The 15,150-nt window shown below is 37.9% G+C and carries 17 protein-coding genes; 16 read left to right on the top strand and 1 reads right to left on the bottom strand.

Features of this window, described 5'->3' with window-relative positions:
* Positions 1-87 precede the first annotated feature (87 nt).
* Positions 88-1,920 carry an FAD-binding protein gene (locus tag JF75_RS07815; protein ID WP_052726895.1) on the top strand — a complete coding sequence of 611 codons (1,833 nt, stop codon included), beginning with the start codon at positions 88-90 and terminating at the stop codon, positions 1,918-1,920.
* Positions 1,921-2,012: 92 nt separating this feature from the next.
* Here the strand turns inward: JF75_RS07815 and JF75_RS07810 are convergent, their stop codons facing one another.
* Entirely contained in the window at positions 2,013-2,777 is a 765-nt protein-coding gene (locus JF75_RS07810) for a biotin--[acetyl-CoA-carboxylase] ligase (protein ID WP_046332528.1), read from the bottom strand.
* 319 nt (positions 2,778-3,096) lie between these two features.
* Here JF75_RS07810 and JF75_RS07805 point away from each other — a divergent pair, with 319 nt between their 5' ends.
* The 15 genes from JF75_RS07805 (at position 3,097) to rpoE (ending at position 15,037) form a co-directional block, all read left to right on the top strand.
* Complete coding sequence (locus tag JF75_RS07805) at positions 3,097-3,570, top strand: MarR family winged helix-turn-helix transcriptional regulator (RefSeq protein WP_084605758.1); 474 nt, start codon at positions 3,097-3,099, stop codon at positions 3,568-3,570.
* Positions 3,570-4,541 carry a beta-ketoacyl-ACP synthase III gene (locus tag JF75_RS07800; protein WP_046332526.1) on the top strand — a complete coding sequence of 324 codons (972 nt, stop codon included), beginning with the start codon at positions 3,570-3,572 and terminating at the stop codon, positions 4,539-4,541. Before JF75_RS07805 ends, JF75_RS07800 begins: the two co-directional genes overlap by 1 nt.
* Positions 4,542-4,569: 28 nt before the next feature.
* Positions 4,570-4,818: an acyl carrier protein gene (locus tag JF75_RS07795; RefSeq protein WP_038523954.1), complete on the top strand. Its 249-nt coding sequence runs from the start codon at positions 4,570-4,572 to the stop codon at positions 4,816-4,818.
* Positions 4,819-4,821: 3 nt separating this feature from the next.
* The gene (fabK, locus tag JF75_RS07790; protein WP_046332525.1) at positions 4,822-5,775 is read left to right on the top strand and encodes an enoyl-[acyl-carrier-protein] reductase FabK; all 954 of its coding nucleotides are present in this window, start codon (positions 4,822-4,824) and stop codon (positions 5,773-5,775) included.
* Between the two features lie 5 nt (positions 5,776-5,780).
* Complete coding sequence (locus tag JF75_RS07785; protein ID WP_046332524.1) at positions 5,781-6,713, top strand: ACP S-malonyltransferase; 933 nt, start codon at positions 5,781-5,783, stop codon at positions 6,711-6,713.
* Complete coding sequence (gene fabG / locus JF75_RS07780; RefSeq protein WP_046332523.1) at positions 6,710-7,444, top strand: 3-oxoacyl-[acyl-carrier-protein] reductase; 735 nt, start codon at positions 6,710-6,712, stop codon at positions 7,442-7,444. The genes JF75_RS07785 and fabG overlap by 4 nt, the downstream gene beginning before the upstream one ends.
* 10 nt (positions 7,445-7,454) lie before the next feature.
* Positions 7,455-8,687: a beta-ketoacyl-ACP synthase II gene (gene fabF / locus JF75_RS07775; RefSeq protein WP_046332522.1), complete on the top strand. Its 1,233-nt coding sequence runs from the start codon at positions 7,455-7,457 to the stop codon at positions 8,685-8,687.
* Complete coding sequence (gene accB, locus JF75_RS07770) at positions 8,688-9,146, top strand: acetyl-CoA carboxylase biotin carboxyl carrier protein (RefSeq protein ID WP_046332521.1); 459 nt, start codon at positions 8,688-8,690, stop codon at positions 9,144-9,146. It begins immediately after the preceding gene.
* Positions 9,147-9,157: 11 nt separating this feature from the next.
* Positions 9,158-9,604 (top strand): 3-hydroxyacyl-ACP dehydratase FabZ, encoded by a 447-nt coding sequence (gene fabZ, locus JF75_RS07765; protein ID WP_046332520.1) that lies wholly within the window; start codon positions 9,158-9,160, stop codon positions 9,602-9,604.
* An 11-nt stretch (positions 9,605-9,615) separates the two neighbouring features.
* Positions 9,616-11,013, top strand: coding sequence for an acetyl-CoA carboxylase biotin carboxylase subunit (locus tag JF75_RS07760; RefSeq protein WP_046332519.1), 1,398 nt, complete (start codon positions 9,616-9,618; stop codon positions 11,011-11,013).
* A complete protein-coding gene (locus tag JF75_RS07755; protein ID WP_046332518.1) occupies positions 11,003-11,857 on the top strand; it encodes an acetyl-CoA carboxylase carboxyltransferase subunit beta in 855 nt (284 codons plus the stop codon). The genes JF75_RS07760 and JF75_RS07755 overlap by 11 nt, the downstream gene beginning before the upstream one ends.
* Entirely contained in the window at positions 11,847-12,617 is a 771-nt protein-coding gene (accA, locus tag JF75_RS07750) for an acetyl-CoA carboxylase carboxyltransferase subunit alpha (RefSeq protein ID WP_046332517.1), read from the top strand. Before JF75_RS07755 ends, accA begins: the two co-directional genes overlap by 11 nt.
* Positions 12,618-12,719: 102 nt before the next feature.
* Positions 12,720-13,910: an MFS transporter gene (locus tag JF75_RS07745; RefSeq protein ID WP_046332516.1), complete on the top strand. Its 1,191-nt coding sequence runs from the start codon at positions 12,720-12,722 to the stop codon at positions 13,908-13,910.
* A gap of 121 nt (positions 13,911-14,031) precedes the next feature.
* Positions 14,032-14,436 carry a YwiB family protein gene (locus JF75_RS07740; protein ID WP_046332515.1) on the top strand — a complete coding sequence of 135 codons (405 nt, stop codon included), beginning with the start codon at positions 14,032-14,034 and terminating at the stop codon, positions 14,434-14,436.
* A gap of 46 nt (positions 14,437-14,482) precedes the next feature.
* The gene (gene rpoE, locus JF75_RS07735) at positions 14,483-15,037 is read left to right on the top strand and encodes a DNA-directed RNA polymerase subunit delta (protein ID WP_046332514.1); all 555 of its coding nucleotides are present in this window, start codon (positions 14,483-14,485) and stop codon (positions 15,035-15,037) included.
* Positions 15,038-15,150 lie beyond the last annotated feature (113 nt).

The raw sequence follows: 15,150 nt of genomic DNA, 5'->3' as shown, positions 1-15,150 counted from the left end.
AGTTACCTTATTCACAAAGATACCATTATGAATTATAATTAAGTTGTCTATATCAGAGCTTTTTATATGTCATATGGAGGCTTAATAATGAATAATGAACACAGTTTTAAATGGGATGCTGTTTATGATGTAATAGTTTTAGGATTTGGTGGAGCTGGTGCCACAGCTGCCAGGTTTGCGGCAGATAGCGGTGCTAAAGTTTTATTAGTCGACAGTGCGCCAGAAGGCCATGAGGGTGGTAATACACGCTATGCTGGCCAAATGGTAGGAGCCGGTACGGATTATGAAGCTTTAAAAAAGTACCATGAAAACTTAGCGGCACCTTTGCAACCAGATAAAGAACCCTTCCACAATTTAATTGAAGGAATGGCTAATATGAGTGAATATTTTGAAAAATATTTGGGTGTTAAACCAGTAAGCATGAAAAAATTGTTGGCTGGTACTCCTTCAACCAAATATGTGACTGAATATCCTGAATTGCCTTGTGCTGATTCGTATGATGATTACTTAGTTCATAATGGCACAAGTGATGCTGCCTTGTGGAAACTGTTACGCCAAAAAGTATTAGATCGTTCAGAAAAAATTACTGTTTGGTATAGCAGTCCAGCTAAACATTTAATTCAAGATGGAGCTTCAAGAATTGTTTTAGGTGCTCAAATTGAACGAGATTATGTCTTACGGAACATTAAAGCAAATAACGGCGTGGTTTTGGCTGTCGGTGGTTTTGAAAATAATAAGGAAATGATCCAGACATTTTTGCAGTCTTCTTATTTGTCACCAATTGGCTCTCTGTACAATAAGGGTGATGGCATTAAAATGCTGGAAGAAGTAAATGCGCAGTTGTGGAATATGCGATCATTTGAATCTCTAGGTCAATTCCATGGTCTTTCACCAAGGCAAAAAGAAGGCATTCGGTCGACATATGCTTTAAATGTCTTTTGGTCAGAAATAGCAAATGGCAGTGCAATCGTTGTTGGTGAAGATGGTAGTCGTTACTTTAATGAAGCAGAACTAAATCGGCATGGTCATATTTATAATCATGGTGATTGGGTAGTGCCATTGAATCAAAACCATCCGTATATGATTTTTGACCAGGAAAAATATGAAGAACTTCTAAATGAACCAGATGATGGTCTTAAAGTGCCTCATTTCTTGGATAATATTATTAAGGCTAATTCAATTGCTGATTTGGCTTCAGCAATTGGCAAGGATCCAGAAGTTTTGTCTCAAACAATTTCAGAGTTCAATTTTATGGCGCAACAAGGAAAAGACTATGCTTATCACCGCGATCCTGCTACTCTGCGTGCGTTTAGTCAAAATGGGCCATTTTATGCAATTGCCTTGAGACAAAATATGCTTAATACTCAAGGTGGCGGCCGGCGTGATGGTCATGCTCAAGTACTAGATCCAAATGGGACTCCAATCCCACATTTATTTGAAGCAGGAGAATTAGGTTCACCATTTGTTAATAAATATACTACTGGTGGTAATATTGCAGATTGTTTAATTTCTGGTAAAATCGCTGGGGAAAATGCTGCTGTTGCTAAACAGGATATGTCTAGAATCGGTACCGCGGATCTAAATAGTGCACCAATTAATGATAATTTTGTTGCTTCAAGTGATGAAGGCGATCAAAAATTCAAAGTTGGCCCTAATCAATATTTAGGATATAGTAATCAAGGCATGGGTGATGGCGTGGTTGTCAGAACCACCTTGGATGAATCAGGCAAGATTGCGGATGTCGAAATTTTGAAGCAAACTGAAAGTGATGACTACGGCTCAAAAGCGGTTAAAGAGTTACCTCAAAAAATGGTTGAGCAAAACACCTACGATGTCGATGCCGTTTCTGGAGCATCAGAAACCAGCAGAGCAATAAAAGAAGCTGTCAAAGACTCCTTGAGTAAAGCAAAGAAGAAGTAAAAGCTCTTTTTACTATACTAAAAGCTATAAACTATTATGAAATTTTAATAAGTATTTTTCAGAAGACGAAGAACTTCGTCTTTTTTTGTTTGCTAAAAATTTCTTACTTTTGTGACCTCGCCAGCATTAAAACTTTTTAAGCCCGCTACAGTTTTTAAAACTAAATTTGCCTGCTGTGTTATATCTGTCACTTTTCCTAATATTCTTTGTTTGCCCATTGTCAATACCACGTCATGATTCATTAGGGCAAGCTTCTTTTTGTAATCAGGCAGAAAATTGACTTGATCAAATTGAGGAATAAATTCTAATAAATTTTCTGTAATTTGAGCGATAAATTGACAAATTTGCTTTTCACTGGGCATTTTTGTTAGTAAGTTGCCAGCCGTCTTTAATTCATTATGCAAATGATTTTGATAAAGATTACAGCCAATGCCAATAACCGCAACTTGGGGCTGTGGTACTTCAACCAGGATACCCGCTATTTTTTTACCTTTGAAAAGCAGATCATTCACCCATTTGAATTGAGGCTCTAAATGAAATATTTCTTTAATGGCCAATTGTAGCTGCCATGCAATACCGGTAGTTAATAATCCTTGATTCTGCCAGTTCAATTGCGGCACTTCGATAACTAGTGATAGATAAATGCCCCCTTTTTGTGAAATAAAGTGACGACTTTGTTTACCATAGCCGGAAGTTTGCTCATCACTTCCGTATAGCACGGGACCTGAATATCCCTTAGTAGCTAGTTTTTGTTTTGCATACAAGTTTGTGGAATCGATGCTTTCCCACCAATTAATTTCTAGTTGAAATTTGTTCAACAATATTTTGAGATATTCTTGTTTTTTTAAACTATTCATTAATAATCTATCCTTATACCTAATTAAATTTGTAAAAATACTTTGATATTCAAACTATTTATTTTTAGAATTTTTTAAAAAATACTTGCCTTGATAACGCAAATAAACTAATATTGCAAAAAGGAGTTTGACATTTAGTAAATAATACCATATCATACTCTAATAATTTATTTTGAATATAAAAGTATTTAAAGGAGATGCTAAATGTTGGTATAAAGCGAGATTATTTGAAATAAAAATTTAAATTATAGCTTTATATATATTTATAAATTAGTATCAAGAGTTTATTAGTACAGATTATATAGTTGAGTAAGAGGTGATGCTATTGGAGACAAGTTTAAAACGCATCAATAATCTTTTGTCTACGGTTTATTCAGATATCATGAAAGTCGAAGAACGTGAATTGCGAAAAAGTGAATTTAAAGACATTTCACTAAGAGAATTACACGCGATCGATGCGATTACTATGTATGAACACAAGACAAGTTCCCAAGTAGCAAGTGAATTGATGGTAACAGCAGGTTCGCTGTCAACTATGGTTAATAACTTGGTACGTAAGGGCTATGTTGTGCGAATAAACGGTGAAGATGATCGCAGAATAATCCGACTGGGTTTAACTAGTCGGGGTCGCTTAATTTATAGGGCGCACGATTCATTTCACCGCCATATGGTAAAAAAGTTTATTGCAGGCTTTGATAATGAGCAGGTGGCAATTATTGAACGTGCTCTGTTGAATCTGCGTGCTTTTCTTGAGTTTCCGGCAAGAATTGATAATAAAAGGAGCATTAACTGATGAGCTTAAGAATTAGTCAAACTGCTCATTATGTTCCCTCTAAGGTAATTACCAATGATGACTTAGCGCAGATAATGACTACCTCAGATGAATGGATATCTTCAAGAACTGGTATCAAACAAAGGCATGTAGTTCAAAATGAACAAACTTCTGATTTGGCTTTGACAGTTGCTCAACAGCTTTTACAAAAAGCTGATCTCAAGCCTGAGCAATTGGATTTTATTATTGTGGCAACTATGTCGCCTGATTATCTGACACCTTCAACAGCGGCAATTGTGCAGGGGAAACTGCACGCTGGCAAAGCATTGGCATTTGATATTAATGCGGCGTGTTCTGGTTTTATCTATGCTTTAGCGATCGCAGATAAACTGTTAGCAGGACCCTATCAACGAGGATTAGTTATCGGAGCAGAAGTCTTGTCCAAGTTGATAGATTGGCAAGAGCGCTCAACCGCTGTTCTCTTTGGGGATGGTAGTGGTGGCGTGTTAGTTGAAAAAAGTACTCAAGTAAAAGGAATAGTTGCTGAAGATTTGGCAACTTTTGGAGATCTGGGAGCAAAATTAACAGCTGGGTACCAACCTTTATGTTCACCCTATAGCTCGGATAACATTGCAAAGCACAAGAAATACTTTGAGATGGACGGTAGAGCTGTTTATGACTTTGCTACTCATGAAGTACCTAATTCGATTAGGCGTGTTTTAGTTAAAGCAAACTGGAAAAAAGATGATGTGCAGTGGTTTTTGCTCCATCAAGCAAATGGACGCATTATTTCCGCAATAGCAAAGCATCTAAATATTCCGGAAGAAAAATTTTTGGAAAATATTGCAAAATATGGCAATACTTCTGCTGCCAGTGTGCCAATACTGCTGGATGAAGCAGTTAATTCTGGCATCATTAAGCGCAATCAAAAACTGATTTTAAGTGGCTTTGGCGGTGGTCTGACGGCTGCCAGCATTGCTTTAAGCTTTTAAAGATAATTTATTAAGAAAGAGAAATCAAATGACTGAAGAAGAAATTTTTAACAAAGTAAAAGAAATTATTGTTGCACAAACCGGAGAAGACGAAAGTGCTGTCACAGCTCAATCCAATATAAAAGATGATTTAAATGCTGACAGTCTGGACGTGTTTGAAGTGATTAATGAATTAGAAGATGAATTTGACATCAAGATTGAAAGTGAAGAGGGTATTGAAACAGTTCAGGATTTAGTCGATTTTGTTAAAAAACAACTGGCAGCGAAAGAAGGTTAACAAATGGAATTAAGTCCATTTATGAAAGAACTGGGTCTTAAATACCCAATTTTTCAAGGAGGTATGGCCTGGGTTGCAGATGGCAAGCTGGCAGCTGCTGTTTCAAATGCTGGTGGCTTAGGAATTATTGGGTCGGGCAATGCACCTGGCAGTGTTGTGGCTGATGAGATTGAATCAGCTAAATCACTGACAAAAAAGCCATTTGGTGTAAATGTGATGTTGCTTTCACCTTATGCTGATGAAGTTGTCAATGTTATTTTGGCAAATAAAGACAGTGTTGCAGTTGTGACTACTGGAGCTGGCAATCCGGCAAAATACATAGAAAAGTTAAAAGATGCTGGTATTAAAGTAATCCCAGTTGTTGGTTCCGTTGCTTTGGCCAGAATGATGGAACGTGTAGGTGTTGACGCTGTTGTGGCCGAAGGGATGGAATCAGGTGGTCATATCGGAAAATTAACGACAATGGCTCTGGTACCACAGGTTGTAGATGCAGTTAAAATTCCCGTAATTGCAGCTGGAGGAATAGGCGACGGTCGCGGTATGGCTGCTGCATTCATGTTGGGTGCTGAGGGCGTGCAAATTGGTACTCGTTTTTTAGTTGCAACTGAATCAAAGATACATCCAAATTATAAACAAGCTGTTTTGCGTGCCAAAGATGCCAGTACCTTAGTTACTGGTGAATATGCAGGCCATCCTTCACGGGTTTTAAAAAATAAGATGGCTAAAACGTATATCGGAATTGAAAAGGAAGAGGCTTTAAAGCCGCATCCGGATTATGACAAGTTAGAGGAACTGGGAACTGGTAGTTTGCGTAGAGCAGTAATTGACGGTGATAGTGAAACTGGTTCATTTATGGCCGGAGAAATTGCCGGTATGGTAAAAAAGGAACAGCCTGCTGCTGAAATTCTGGCTGAAGTTTATAGTCAGGCGGATAAATTGCTAAATGGGGAAAGATAGGCAAAATGATTTGTTTACTATTTAGCGGTCAAGGTGCTCAAAAAACCGGTCTGACATATGATTTATACCAAACTGAACCGCACTACCGCAAAATCATTGCTACAGCGAGCAATATATTACATTTGGACTTGGCAGAATTATTATTTGATCCAAAAAAGGCAAATGATCTGGCGCAAACGCGTTATGCCCAACCCGCTATTTTGACAATGAGTTACGGCTTGTACCAAATTCTTAGCGAAAATGCAGATTTTAAAAAATTAGGTATCGGACTCAGCCTGGGTGAATATAGTGGTCTTGCCTGTGCTAACTACTTAGAATTCGAGACCGCACTTCGCTTGATCAAAAAACGCGGTGAACTTATGCAAAAAGCAAGCAGCCAAAACCCGGGAATCATGGTGGCTGTCATGAAGAGTTCTTTAGCAAGCGTTGAATTAGCCATAAAGGATGCCCAAAAAATAGGTCTGATTGGGATAGCAAATGTTAACACTCCTAATCAAATTGTTGTTGGTGGTGAAAAAGATGCGGTCCAAAATTTGCGCGAACAACTTGAAAAAGACGGTGCCCGTGTAGTTCCACTAAAAGTAAGCGGTGCTTTTCACACGCCCTTAATGAAACCAATTCAAGCAGCTTTGAAAACTGAATTGCACAAAGTTGACTGGCATAATGGCACTTTTCCGGTTTACAGCACTACGACTCAAAAAGAGTTTGCACCTGACAACCTTGTTTCGACTTTGACGGAGCAGCTAGTTTCAACTACCTATTTTGCAAAAACCTTGGCTCAGCATAGTCAAGATATAACTGCGGTTGTTGAATTAGGACCAGGTAAAACTTTGCTTTCTTTTGCACGAAAAATTCTTAAAAGAGTTCCAGCCTATCAAACAGATAGCGTGGCAAATATGCAAGAAACAGTTTCTGCTTTAAAGGAGTTTAATTCATGAAGTTAAAAGATAGTGTGGTCTTGGTTACTGGTAGTTCACGCGGTATTGGTCTGGCAATTGCTCAAGCTTTTGCCAAACAAAGAGCAAAAATAGTTTTAAACGCCCGCAAACCAATTAGTTCTGAAGTCATCGACCAGTTTGAAAAAGATCATGTTGAAGTAATGGATATTAGCGCAGATGTTACCAAAGAAGAAGATGTGAAAGAAATGATTGCCAAAATTATCAATCATTTTGAACATCTAGATGTTGTGGTCAATAATGCCGGTATTGTCAAAGACGGACTGCTCAATCGCATGTCTAAAGCAGACTTTCTAAGTGTAGTTAACACCAATTTGATTGGCACCTTTAATGTCATTAAACAGTCACTGAGACCGATGTATAAGCAAAGAAAAGGCTGTTTTATTAACTTATCGAGTGTAGTTGGCTTAACAGGTAACATTGGTCAGGCTAATTATGCCGCTAGTAAAGCAGGAATTATTGGTTTAACTAAATCTGTTGCTAAAGAAGCAGCATTACGCAATTTGCGCTGTAACGCCATTGCTCCAGGAATGATTGACACACAAATGACTAGAAGCCTTAGTGAAAAAATCCAGCAGCAATTACTTAAGGAAATTCCGCTGAAACGTTTGGGACAAATTGAAGAAATAGCACAAACCGCAGTTTTTTTAGCCCAAAATGACTATATTACTGGTCAGACAATAACGGTAGATGGCGGATTGACAATGCAGTAAGGAGTAAGTAATGACAAGAGTAGTAATTACAGGTTTGGGTGCCTTAACACCTATTGGTAATGACGTTGCCAGTTTTGAAGCTGGACTCAATAGTCAAAAAATTGGTTTTGAGCCGATCACTTATTTTGATGCTGATACAAGTGGAGTCACACTGGCTGGGCAACTGGATAATTTTGACCCCTTGCTTTTTTTAACTAAAAAAGATACCAAACGCATGGATGCATTCACACTATACGCGATGTATTCAACTGCACAAGCCATGGAACAAGCAGGAATTGATGATAAAAATACCAATAGTGAACGTTTTGGCGTAATTTGGGGCACAGGAATTGGTGGATTAACTACCATCCAGAAGCAAGTCATTAAATGGCACGAAAAAGGCCTAGATCGGGTTTCGCCAATGTTTATTCCTACTTCAATTGCTAACATGGCAGCAGGCAATATTTCTATTCGCTATCATGCTCAAGGAATCAGTACCACAATTGTGACTGCCTGTGCTTCGAGTACAAATGCAATTGGTGAAGCTTTCAGACAGATAAAAGATGGCTATGCCGATGTCATGATTGCTGGTGGCTCAGAGGCCGCAATCAATGAAAGTGGAATAGCTGGTTTTGCTGCAATTTCAACATTGTCCACGACAACGGATCCTGAAAAAGCAAGTATTCCCTTTGATCAAAATCGTAACGGTTTTGTGATGGGAGAAGGTTCAGGTTCTCTTGTTTTAGAATCGCTAGAACATGCTCAAAGTCGTGGCGCACATATTTTAGGTGAAATTGTCGGTTATGGGACTAGTTCCGATGCATACCATATTACGTCTCCTGATCCTAGTGGCAGTCAGGCTGCAAGAGCAATGGAACTGGCTCTTAGTGAAGCTCAAGTAAGCCCTGAGCAAGTGGGCTATATCAATGCTCATGGTACAAGTACCAAAGCAAATGATTGGGCTGAGTCTAAAGCAATTAATCAGGTTTTTGGTCAGAATAGCAATGTCCTTGTTTCAAGTACTAAAAGCATGACGGGTCATTTACTAGGAGCAGCAGGAGCTATTGAAGCTATTGCCACAATTTTGGCACTTAATTCAGGATTATTACCGATAAATGTAGGAGTAACCCAGCAAGACCCCGAGTGCAAAGTTAATTTGGTCAATAAACAAAATTGTCAACAAAAAATAGATTATGCCATCAGCAATTCATTTGGTTTTGGTGGACATAATGCGGTGATTGCGTTAAAAAGGTGGAATGATTAAATGACTTTTGAAGAAATTGAAAAATTAATCGCAGAAATTAATCAAAGTGATATCACCAAACTGGATTTAGACTTTAAAGGTGGCCATATTAAGATTGATAAAAGTCAAGCTACACCAGTAGAAATTGGGGAAGAAAGTCCTGTAGGCCAATCGTCTGCTAAAACACTGCAGGGAACTAATCATCAAGAACTTAGCAAAATAGCTGCGCCTAAGCAGAAAACTTTAAAAATTAAGGCACCACTTGTTGGCATAGTTTATTTACAAGCAAGTCCAGAAAAACCTCAATATAAAAAGCCGGGTGATCATGTCAATAAAGGTGATGTGGTTTGCGTTATTGAAGCAATGAAAATGATGACTGAAATTAAAAGCGACTTTACAGGGACTATTGATAAAATTTTAGTTACAAATGAACAAGTAGTTGAATATGATCAACCACTGATAACGGTTATTCCAGAATGAAGGAAGCAAATATGAGTGAACCAAAAAAGTTACATACTTTAGATAGTGTGCAGATTCAGGCTATTTTGCCTCACCGCTTTCCAATGCTGTTAATTGATCAGGTCTTAGATTATGAGCCCGGTAAATATGCTGTTGCTAAAAAAAATATCACAATTAATGAAAGCTATTTTCAGGGACATTTTCCGAGTAATCCAGTAATGCCGGGTGTTTTGATAACTGAGGCTTTGGCGCAAACTGGTGCAGTTGCATTGCTGACACTATCGGAATTTAAAGGAAAAACTGTCTATTTTGGAGGTATCAAGAATGCTCGCTTTAGAACAATGGTTAAGCCGGGAGATACTTTGAATTTAGAAGTTAAGCTGGATAAGCTACGTGGAAATGCCGGGATTGGCGAGGCCAAAGCAACTGTTAAAGATAAAGTTGCATGTACTGCTCAGTTAATTTTTGCAATTCAGTAAAGTGTGACATTATGTTTAAAAAAATTTTGATAGCGAATCGTGGAGAAATTGCTATAAGGATAATTCGAGCTTTACGCGAAATGGGAATTAAGTCAGTTGCTGTTTATTCAACGGCCGATAAACATGCCCAACATGTGAAAGAAGCTGATGAGGCAATATGTATTGGTTCTCCCCAACCGGCCGATTCGTATTTAAATATGCAAAATATTGTCAGTGCGGCTGTCTTAACTGGAGCAGATGCAATTCATCCAGGATACGGTTTTTTATCAGAGAGTCCTGAATTTGCTCAAATGTGTGAAGAATGCCATTTAGTTTTTATTGGTCCCAAGTCAAAAACCATTTCTTTAATGGGAAATAAAGCTAATGCCCGGGAAATGATGCGCAAGAATAATATACCTGTTATTCCTGGAAGTGATGGGATTGTTAAAAATGCTGCGGCTGCATTAAAAATTGCAAATAAAGTGGGCTACCCCGTAATGCTCAAAGCCGTTGCCGGTGGTGGCGGAAAAGGAATAAGACGTGTGACTCAAGCTGCTGACTTAACAGAGGCATTTAACCAGGCACAAGAAGAAGCCAGAATTTCTTTTGGAGACGACAGAATGTATCTGGAAAAAATTATTTCCCCAGCCAAACACGTCGAAGTACAGATCATGGCAGATAAAACAGGACATGTGGTAGCACTTCCAGAAAGAGATTGCTCAATGCAACGCAACCAGCAAAAAGTGATCGAAGAAACGCCTTGTTCACAAATCAGTGCAAGAGAAAGAGACTATTTGCAACAGATAACTGTTAAAGCAATAAAGGCAATAAATTATGAAAATGTTGGTACTATCGAATTTTTAATGGATCCTGACCATCATTTCTATTTTATGGAAATGAATACCAGGATTCAGGTTGAACATTCAATTACTGAAGAAGTTGCTCAGATTGATCTCGTTAAAGAACAGGTTAATATTGCTGCAGGCAAAGATTTGAGCATATCTCAAGAAGATGTGCATGTCCACGGTGCTGCAATTGAAGCTCGCATTAATGCAGAGGATCCTAGTAAAAATTTTTGTCCCCAAGCTGGTAAGATCGCAAAAATGGTATTGCCTAGTGGTCTAGGTATTAGAATTGAAAGTGGAGTTAACAGTGGAGATACCGTTTCACCATTTTACGATTCGATGATTGTTAAAATTATTGCACATGCAACTAACAGACAAATGGCAATTAAGCGTTTGCTTGATGCACTTACGGAATTTGAGATTAAAGGTCTAGTTACTAACCGCGATTTTTTGATTGCTTTGCTTAACGATGAAAAATTTCAAAACGGTACATATTTAACAACGTATATAGATCAAGAATTTTTATCCAATTATCTTAAGCGACTGAGAAATAATGAAAAGGAAGCGCAAGTTAATGGCAATTAGATTTGCAAGTCATCCCCATGGTGCCTTAAAAAAGTATCAGGAAAATGTTCCTAAAGGTATTTTTAGAATTTGCCCTAAATGTGGCAGTAAATTTTATTTTCATCGTGCTGGTAAATATCAGCTGTGCCCTAATTGTGGCTACGGTTTTCGGGTAACTGCCAGAGCTCGTTTGAAAATGCTGACAAAGGACTTTACGGAATGGGATGCAGATTTAGCGACTACTGATCCACTCGATTTTCCAGATTATCAGGCTACAATTAAAAAAATGCAGTCCAAAACTAAACTTAAGGATGCGGTTTTAACCGGTCAAGCCAATATTGCCGGTTACGAAACTGCTTTGGGTATTATGGATCCGGTGTTTATAATGGGCAGTCTAGGAACAGCTACTGGTGAGCGAATAACTCGCTTGTTTGAACAAGCAACCACCAAGAAATTACCCGTTGTTTTGTTCACCGCCTCGGGTGGTGCTAGAATGCAGGAGGGAATTCAATCACTAATGCAAATGGCTAAAATCTCGCAGGCAGTTAATGACCATCGCGCAGCACATTTGCTTTATGTCAGCGTGATTATGGATCCCACAACTGGCGGAGTCACTGCCAGTTTTGCCTCGCAGGCAGACATTATTTTGGCTGAGCCTAAAGCTTTATTAGGTTTTGCTGGACGCAGAGTCATTGAACAGACTATTAATAAAAAACTGCCACCAGATTTTCAGACAGTTGAGAATGCTTATCAAAATGGCTTTATTGACAGTATTGTCCCCCGAGATGAGCAGGTAGCCAAACTTGGTCAGATACTTAAAATTTTTGCTGCAGAAAAATGGGAGGCTCAAGTTCATGGCGAGTGATAAAATTTTAGCCATTATGGATGGGGCAAGAAGTGACCATAAAAGTAACATGCATCGTCTAGTAATTCAACTGTTTCCCGATTTTTTTGAAATGCACGGAGACCGTACAAGTAGTGACGATGCCGCCATAATCGCGGGTTTTGCAACTATAAATGATATGAGTGTCTGCGTCATTGCAACTAATAAGGGCCAAGAATTAAAAGAACGCATGGCAACTAATTTTGGCAGTCCTTTACCTCAAGGTTATCGCAAAGCATTGCGGGTAATGAAAACAGCTGCCAAAATGAGTATTCCCATTGTCACTCTTATCAATACCCCAGGCGCCTATCCGGGAGCAGAGGCAGAAAAGAATGGTCAAGGACAGGTTATTGCTGCTAATATTAGTGAGATGTTGCAGTTAAAGGTACCAATTCTAACTATTATTATTGGTGAAGCCGGCTCAGGTGGAGCGTTGGCCTTGGCCTGCAGTGATGAAGTCTGGATGCTGGAACACAGCATGTATACAGTTTTGTCACCTGAAGGATTTGCTTCGATTATGTGGAAAGATGCTAAACTAGCCACAAAAGCTGCAGAAATAATGCATATTGAACCTGAGTGGTTAAAGAAACAGGGCATAGTAGAACGGGTTTTGCCTGAACAAGTTTTAGAAAACCAAGCAGAAGGACTAAAAGAATTAATTGAGCAGAAGTTGAAAAAATTTCAGAAGATAAATTTAACCGATTTACTAGATAAAAGACATGCAAGATACCGCAAGTTCTAAAAGAATTTAACCTAATTAATAAAAAATATAATGCTTTAAATATTTAATTATTTTTTAATTAAAATAGAATTTTAACAGAACTAGCGCGAAACGAGAAAAATCATGTTAGAGAAAAAACCATACTTATTGGCACGCTTAGTTAGTGGTTTGGGCAACTCGCTTTATGGCATGGTTTTTATTTGGTGGATCCAGATTCAAACCAAAAGTTCAACTATGGTTGGCATTACTAATGCTATTTTCACAGTAACTGCTGCTCTTTCTATTTTTTATGGTCCTTTTATTGACAGTCACTCTTTTAAGAAAACCAGCATCTATTCTATGGTGATACAGGTAGTCTTATTGTTTATGCTTACAGCTGTGATTATTTATTTTAGCCAAAGTTATATTTTAGCTATTATTATTGCTGGATTACTATCAATTTGTGATGAATTTTTTAATCCTGCTGATCGCGCTATTTTAAAAGAATCTCTTCTGGATGAAACAGAAATGAGCAGTATTATTTCCAAGATTAATATCGTGGATCAACTGGTAAATGTTGGTGGCATTGCACTTTCTGGTTCATTACTGGCTTTTATGGCAAGCGGAGACATTATTTTAGCTTGTGCCTGCTTGAGTTTACTGGGGCTTTTATTGTTAATTGCAGCTCTGAGAAAAATACCTGTTCATAATGCATTTAAAGAAAAAGAAAGCCAGGCAGAAGGCCTAACTAAATATTGGCAAAAGATTTTCAGTGGCTACAGTTACATTAAGGAAAATGTCTTTTTATTGCACTATCTTTGGTCTGGCTTGCTTTATTCGTTTGCACAACCTGCAATGATTTTAATTTTACCTCGTATAGCCGCAAAAGCGGGACAGCCGGCACTTTATAGCACTTTCTACATATGCATACTGGCGGGAATAATACTGGGAGCCTTAATAGCCGGCAAAATGAAAGCAAAAATTATAACAGTTGGCTGGGCTTGGACTATTAGCGCCATACCGCTTATTTTGATGTTGTTTTCTTTAAAAAACATGGTACTTCTTTGCGCATTGCTTTTTCTTTTTGGTCCTGTTACCAGTATTCATAACGTTCTTGCAGAATCTGTCATTCAGACTTCCACAGCAGACAATTATTTGGGGCGAGTTTTAACAACAATCAGAACTTTTGCCAATATTGGTGGACCCGTTTCGTCAGTTGTTTCTGGCATAATTCTTGATCATGTTGGTGAAAAATTTATTATTGTTCTTTGTGCAAGCTTAATTATCATAGGTGGTATAAATATTTTGCTGGCAAGACCTAAAAAAACTATTTAAAGTAATTATTGGCGTTAAAAAATAATTTGTTTTATAATAATTTCTGCTAAAATTAAGAAGGACATTACGACATATTTGCTAATCTGGAAGGTTGGCTTTTTTATTTCAAAGAATCAGATAGATGACTAAAGTAAAAATTGATTTTACTAGCAAAATAATCCAAGGCAAAGATAGTGAAACTTTCAAGAAAAAAGCTGATGGCGAATTAATTGAATCTGCAGGTAATACCAGAGTTTTTTATTTGGAAGATGGCAAAATTCCCGTTAAGATATTAATTAAAGAAGATAATGTGATTATTAGGCGTGGCAGTGACCAGAATAATTACTCGCAGTTACATTTTATAGTTGGTGAACGTAAAGACTGTCGCTATGTGGCACAAGGCTATCAAATGGATCTCAAAAGTACGACTGAATTTATTAAATTTTTCCCTAAAAATGATGGTTCAAGAGAACTTCAGATTGAATATAACCTATATAGTGGTCTATACTTAATAGGTAACTATGCCGTCACATTGATTTTTACTTGAACGCCTAGTAAAATAAGAAAGACTGTTTAAGAGAGAGGAATACATTGTGGGATTAAACGACTTTAAAAATAAAAATCGCAATGAATTATCAATGATTGAAGTTGCTCGCGCAATTTTAGAAGATAACAATAAGAGAATGGCTTTTGCTGATATTGTTAATGCAGTGCAAAAGTACCTAGGCGTCAGCGATGAAGAAATAAGGGAACGTTTGCCCCAATTCTACACTGACATGAATACCGATGGTGAATTCATTTCTATGGGTGAAAATGTGTGGGCTCTTCGTTCATGGTTTCCTTATGAATCTGTAGATGAAGAGGTTAATCACCCTGAAGACGAGGATGAAGAAGACATTCGGACACACCATAAGAAAGTTAATGCCTTTTTAGCAAGTGCTACAGGTAGCGATGATATCATTGACTATGATAATGATGATCCGGAAGACGAAGACTTGGATGCCACTGCTGATGACGAGCCGGATGATTTTGATGATGACGATGAATATGTCAATACCGATGATGACGATGATGAAGACTTGCCAGATGGCATTGAGGGTCAGTTGTCTGAATTGAATGATGATGACGACGAAGATGACGATGAATAATTTTCTTGACTTTGTCTCCCAAAATAGATAGTATTTTATTTGGGCACGTTATGTGCGTTTAAGCTCCCGTATGGGAGCTTTTTTATTTTTGATTATTCTTATTTTTTGCAAAG

The organism is Lactobacillus kimbladii (assembly GCF_000970755.1).
Lineage (GTDB): Bacteria > Bacillota > Bacilli > Lactobacillales > Lactobacillaceae > Lactobacillus > Lactobacillus kimbladii.
Note: the sequence above shows the minus strand (reverse complement) of the source record. Positions and strands in the feature narration are given on the sequence as shown.

What these genes read in the sequence shown, in the direction of transcription:
- JF75_RS07815 (WP_052726895.1), top strand. Translation starts at nt 88, where the DNA reads ATGAATAATGAACACAGTTTTAAATGGGATGCTGTTTATGATGTAATA.
- JF75_RS07810 (WP_046332528.1), bottom strand. Translation starts at nt 2,777, where the DNA reads ATGAATAGTTTAAAAAAACAAGAATATCTCAAAATATTGTTGAACAAA.
- JF75_RS07805 (WP_084605758.1), top strand. Translation starts at nt 3,097, where the DNA reads ATGCTATTGGAGACAAGTTTAAAACGCATCAATAATCTTTTGTCTACG.
- JF75_RS07800 (WP_046332526.1), top strand. Translation starts at nt 3,570, where the DNA reads ATGAGCTTAAGAATTAGTCAAACTGCTCATTATGTTCCCTCTAAGGTA.
- JF75_RS07795 (WP_038523954.1), top strand. Translation starts at nt 4,570, where the DNA reads ATGACTGAAGAAGAAATTTTTAACAAAGTAAAAGAAATTATTGTTGCA.
- fabK (WP_046332525.1), top strand. Translation starts at nt 4,822, where the DNA reads ATGGAATTAAGTCCATTTATGAAAGAACTGGGTCTTAAATACCCAATT.
- JF75_RS07785 (WP_046332524.1), top strand. Translation starts at nt 5,781, where the DNA reads ATGATTTGTTTACTATTTAGCGGTCAAGGTGCTCAAAAAACCGGTCTG.
- fabG (WP_046332523.1), top strand. Translation starts at nt 6,710, where the DNA reads ATGAAGTTAAAAGATAGTGTGGTCTTGGTTACTGGTAGTTCACGCGGT.
- fabF (WP_046332522.1), top strand. Translation starts at nt 7,455, where the DNA reads ATGACAAGAGTAGTAATTACAGGTTTGGGTGCCTTAACACCTATTGGT.
- accB (WP_046332521.1), top strand. Translation starts at nt 8,688, where the DNA reads ATGACTTTTGAAGAAATTGAAAAATTAATCGCAGAAATTAATCAAAGT.
- fabZ (WP_046332520.1), top strand. Translation starts at nt 9,158, where the DNA reads ATGAGTGAACCAAAAAAGTTACATACTTTAGATAGTGTGCAGATTCAG.
- JF75_RS07760 (WP_046332519.1), top strand. Translation starts at nt 9,616, where the DNA reads ATGTTTAAAAAAATTTTGATAGCGAATCGTGGAGAAATTGCTATAAGG.
- JF75_RS07755 (WP_046332518.1), top strand. Translation starts at nt 11,003, where the DNA reads ATGGCAATTAGATTTGCAAGTCATCCCCATGGTGCCTTAAAAAAGTAT.
- accA (WP_046332517.1), top strand. Translation starts at nt 11,847, where the DNA reads ATGGCGAGTGATAAAATTTTAGCCATTATGGATGGGGCAAGAAGTGAC.
- JF75_RS07745 (WP_046332516.1), top strand. Translation starts at nt 12,720, where the DNA reads ATGTTAGAGAAAAAACCATACTTATTGGCACGCTTAGTTAGTGGTTTG.
- JF75_RS07740 (WP_046332515.1), top strand. Translation starts at nt 14,032, where the DNA reads ATGACTAAAGTAAAAATTGATTTTACTAGCAAAATAATCCAAGGCAAA.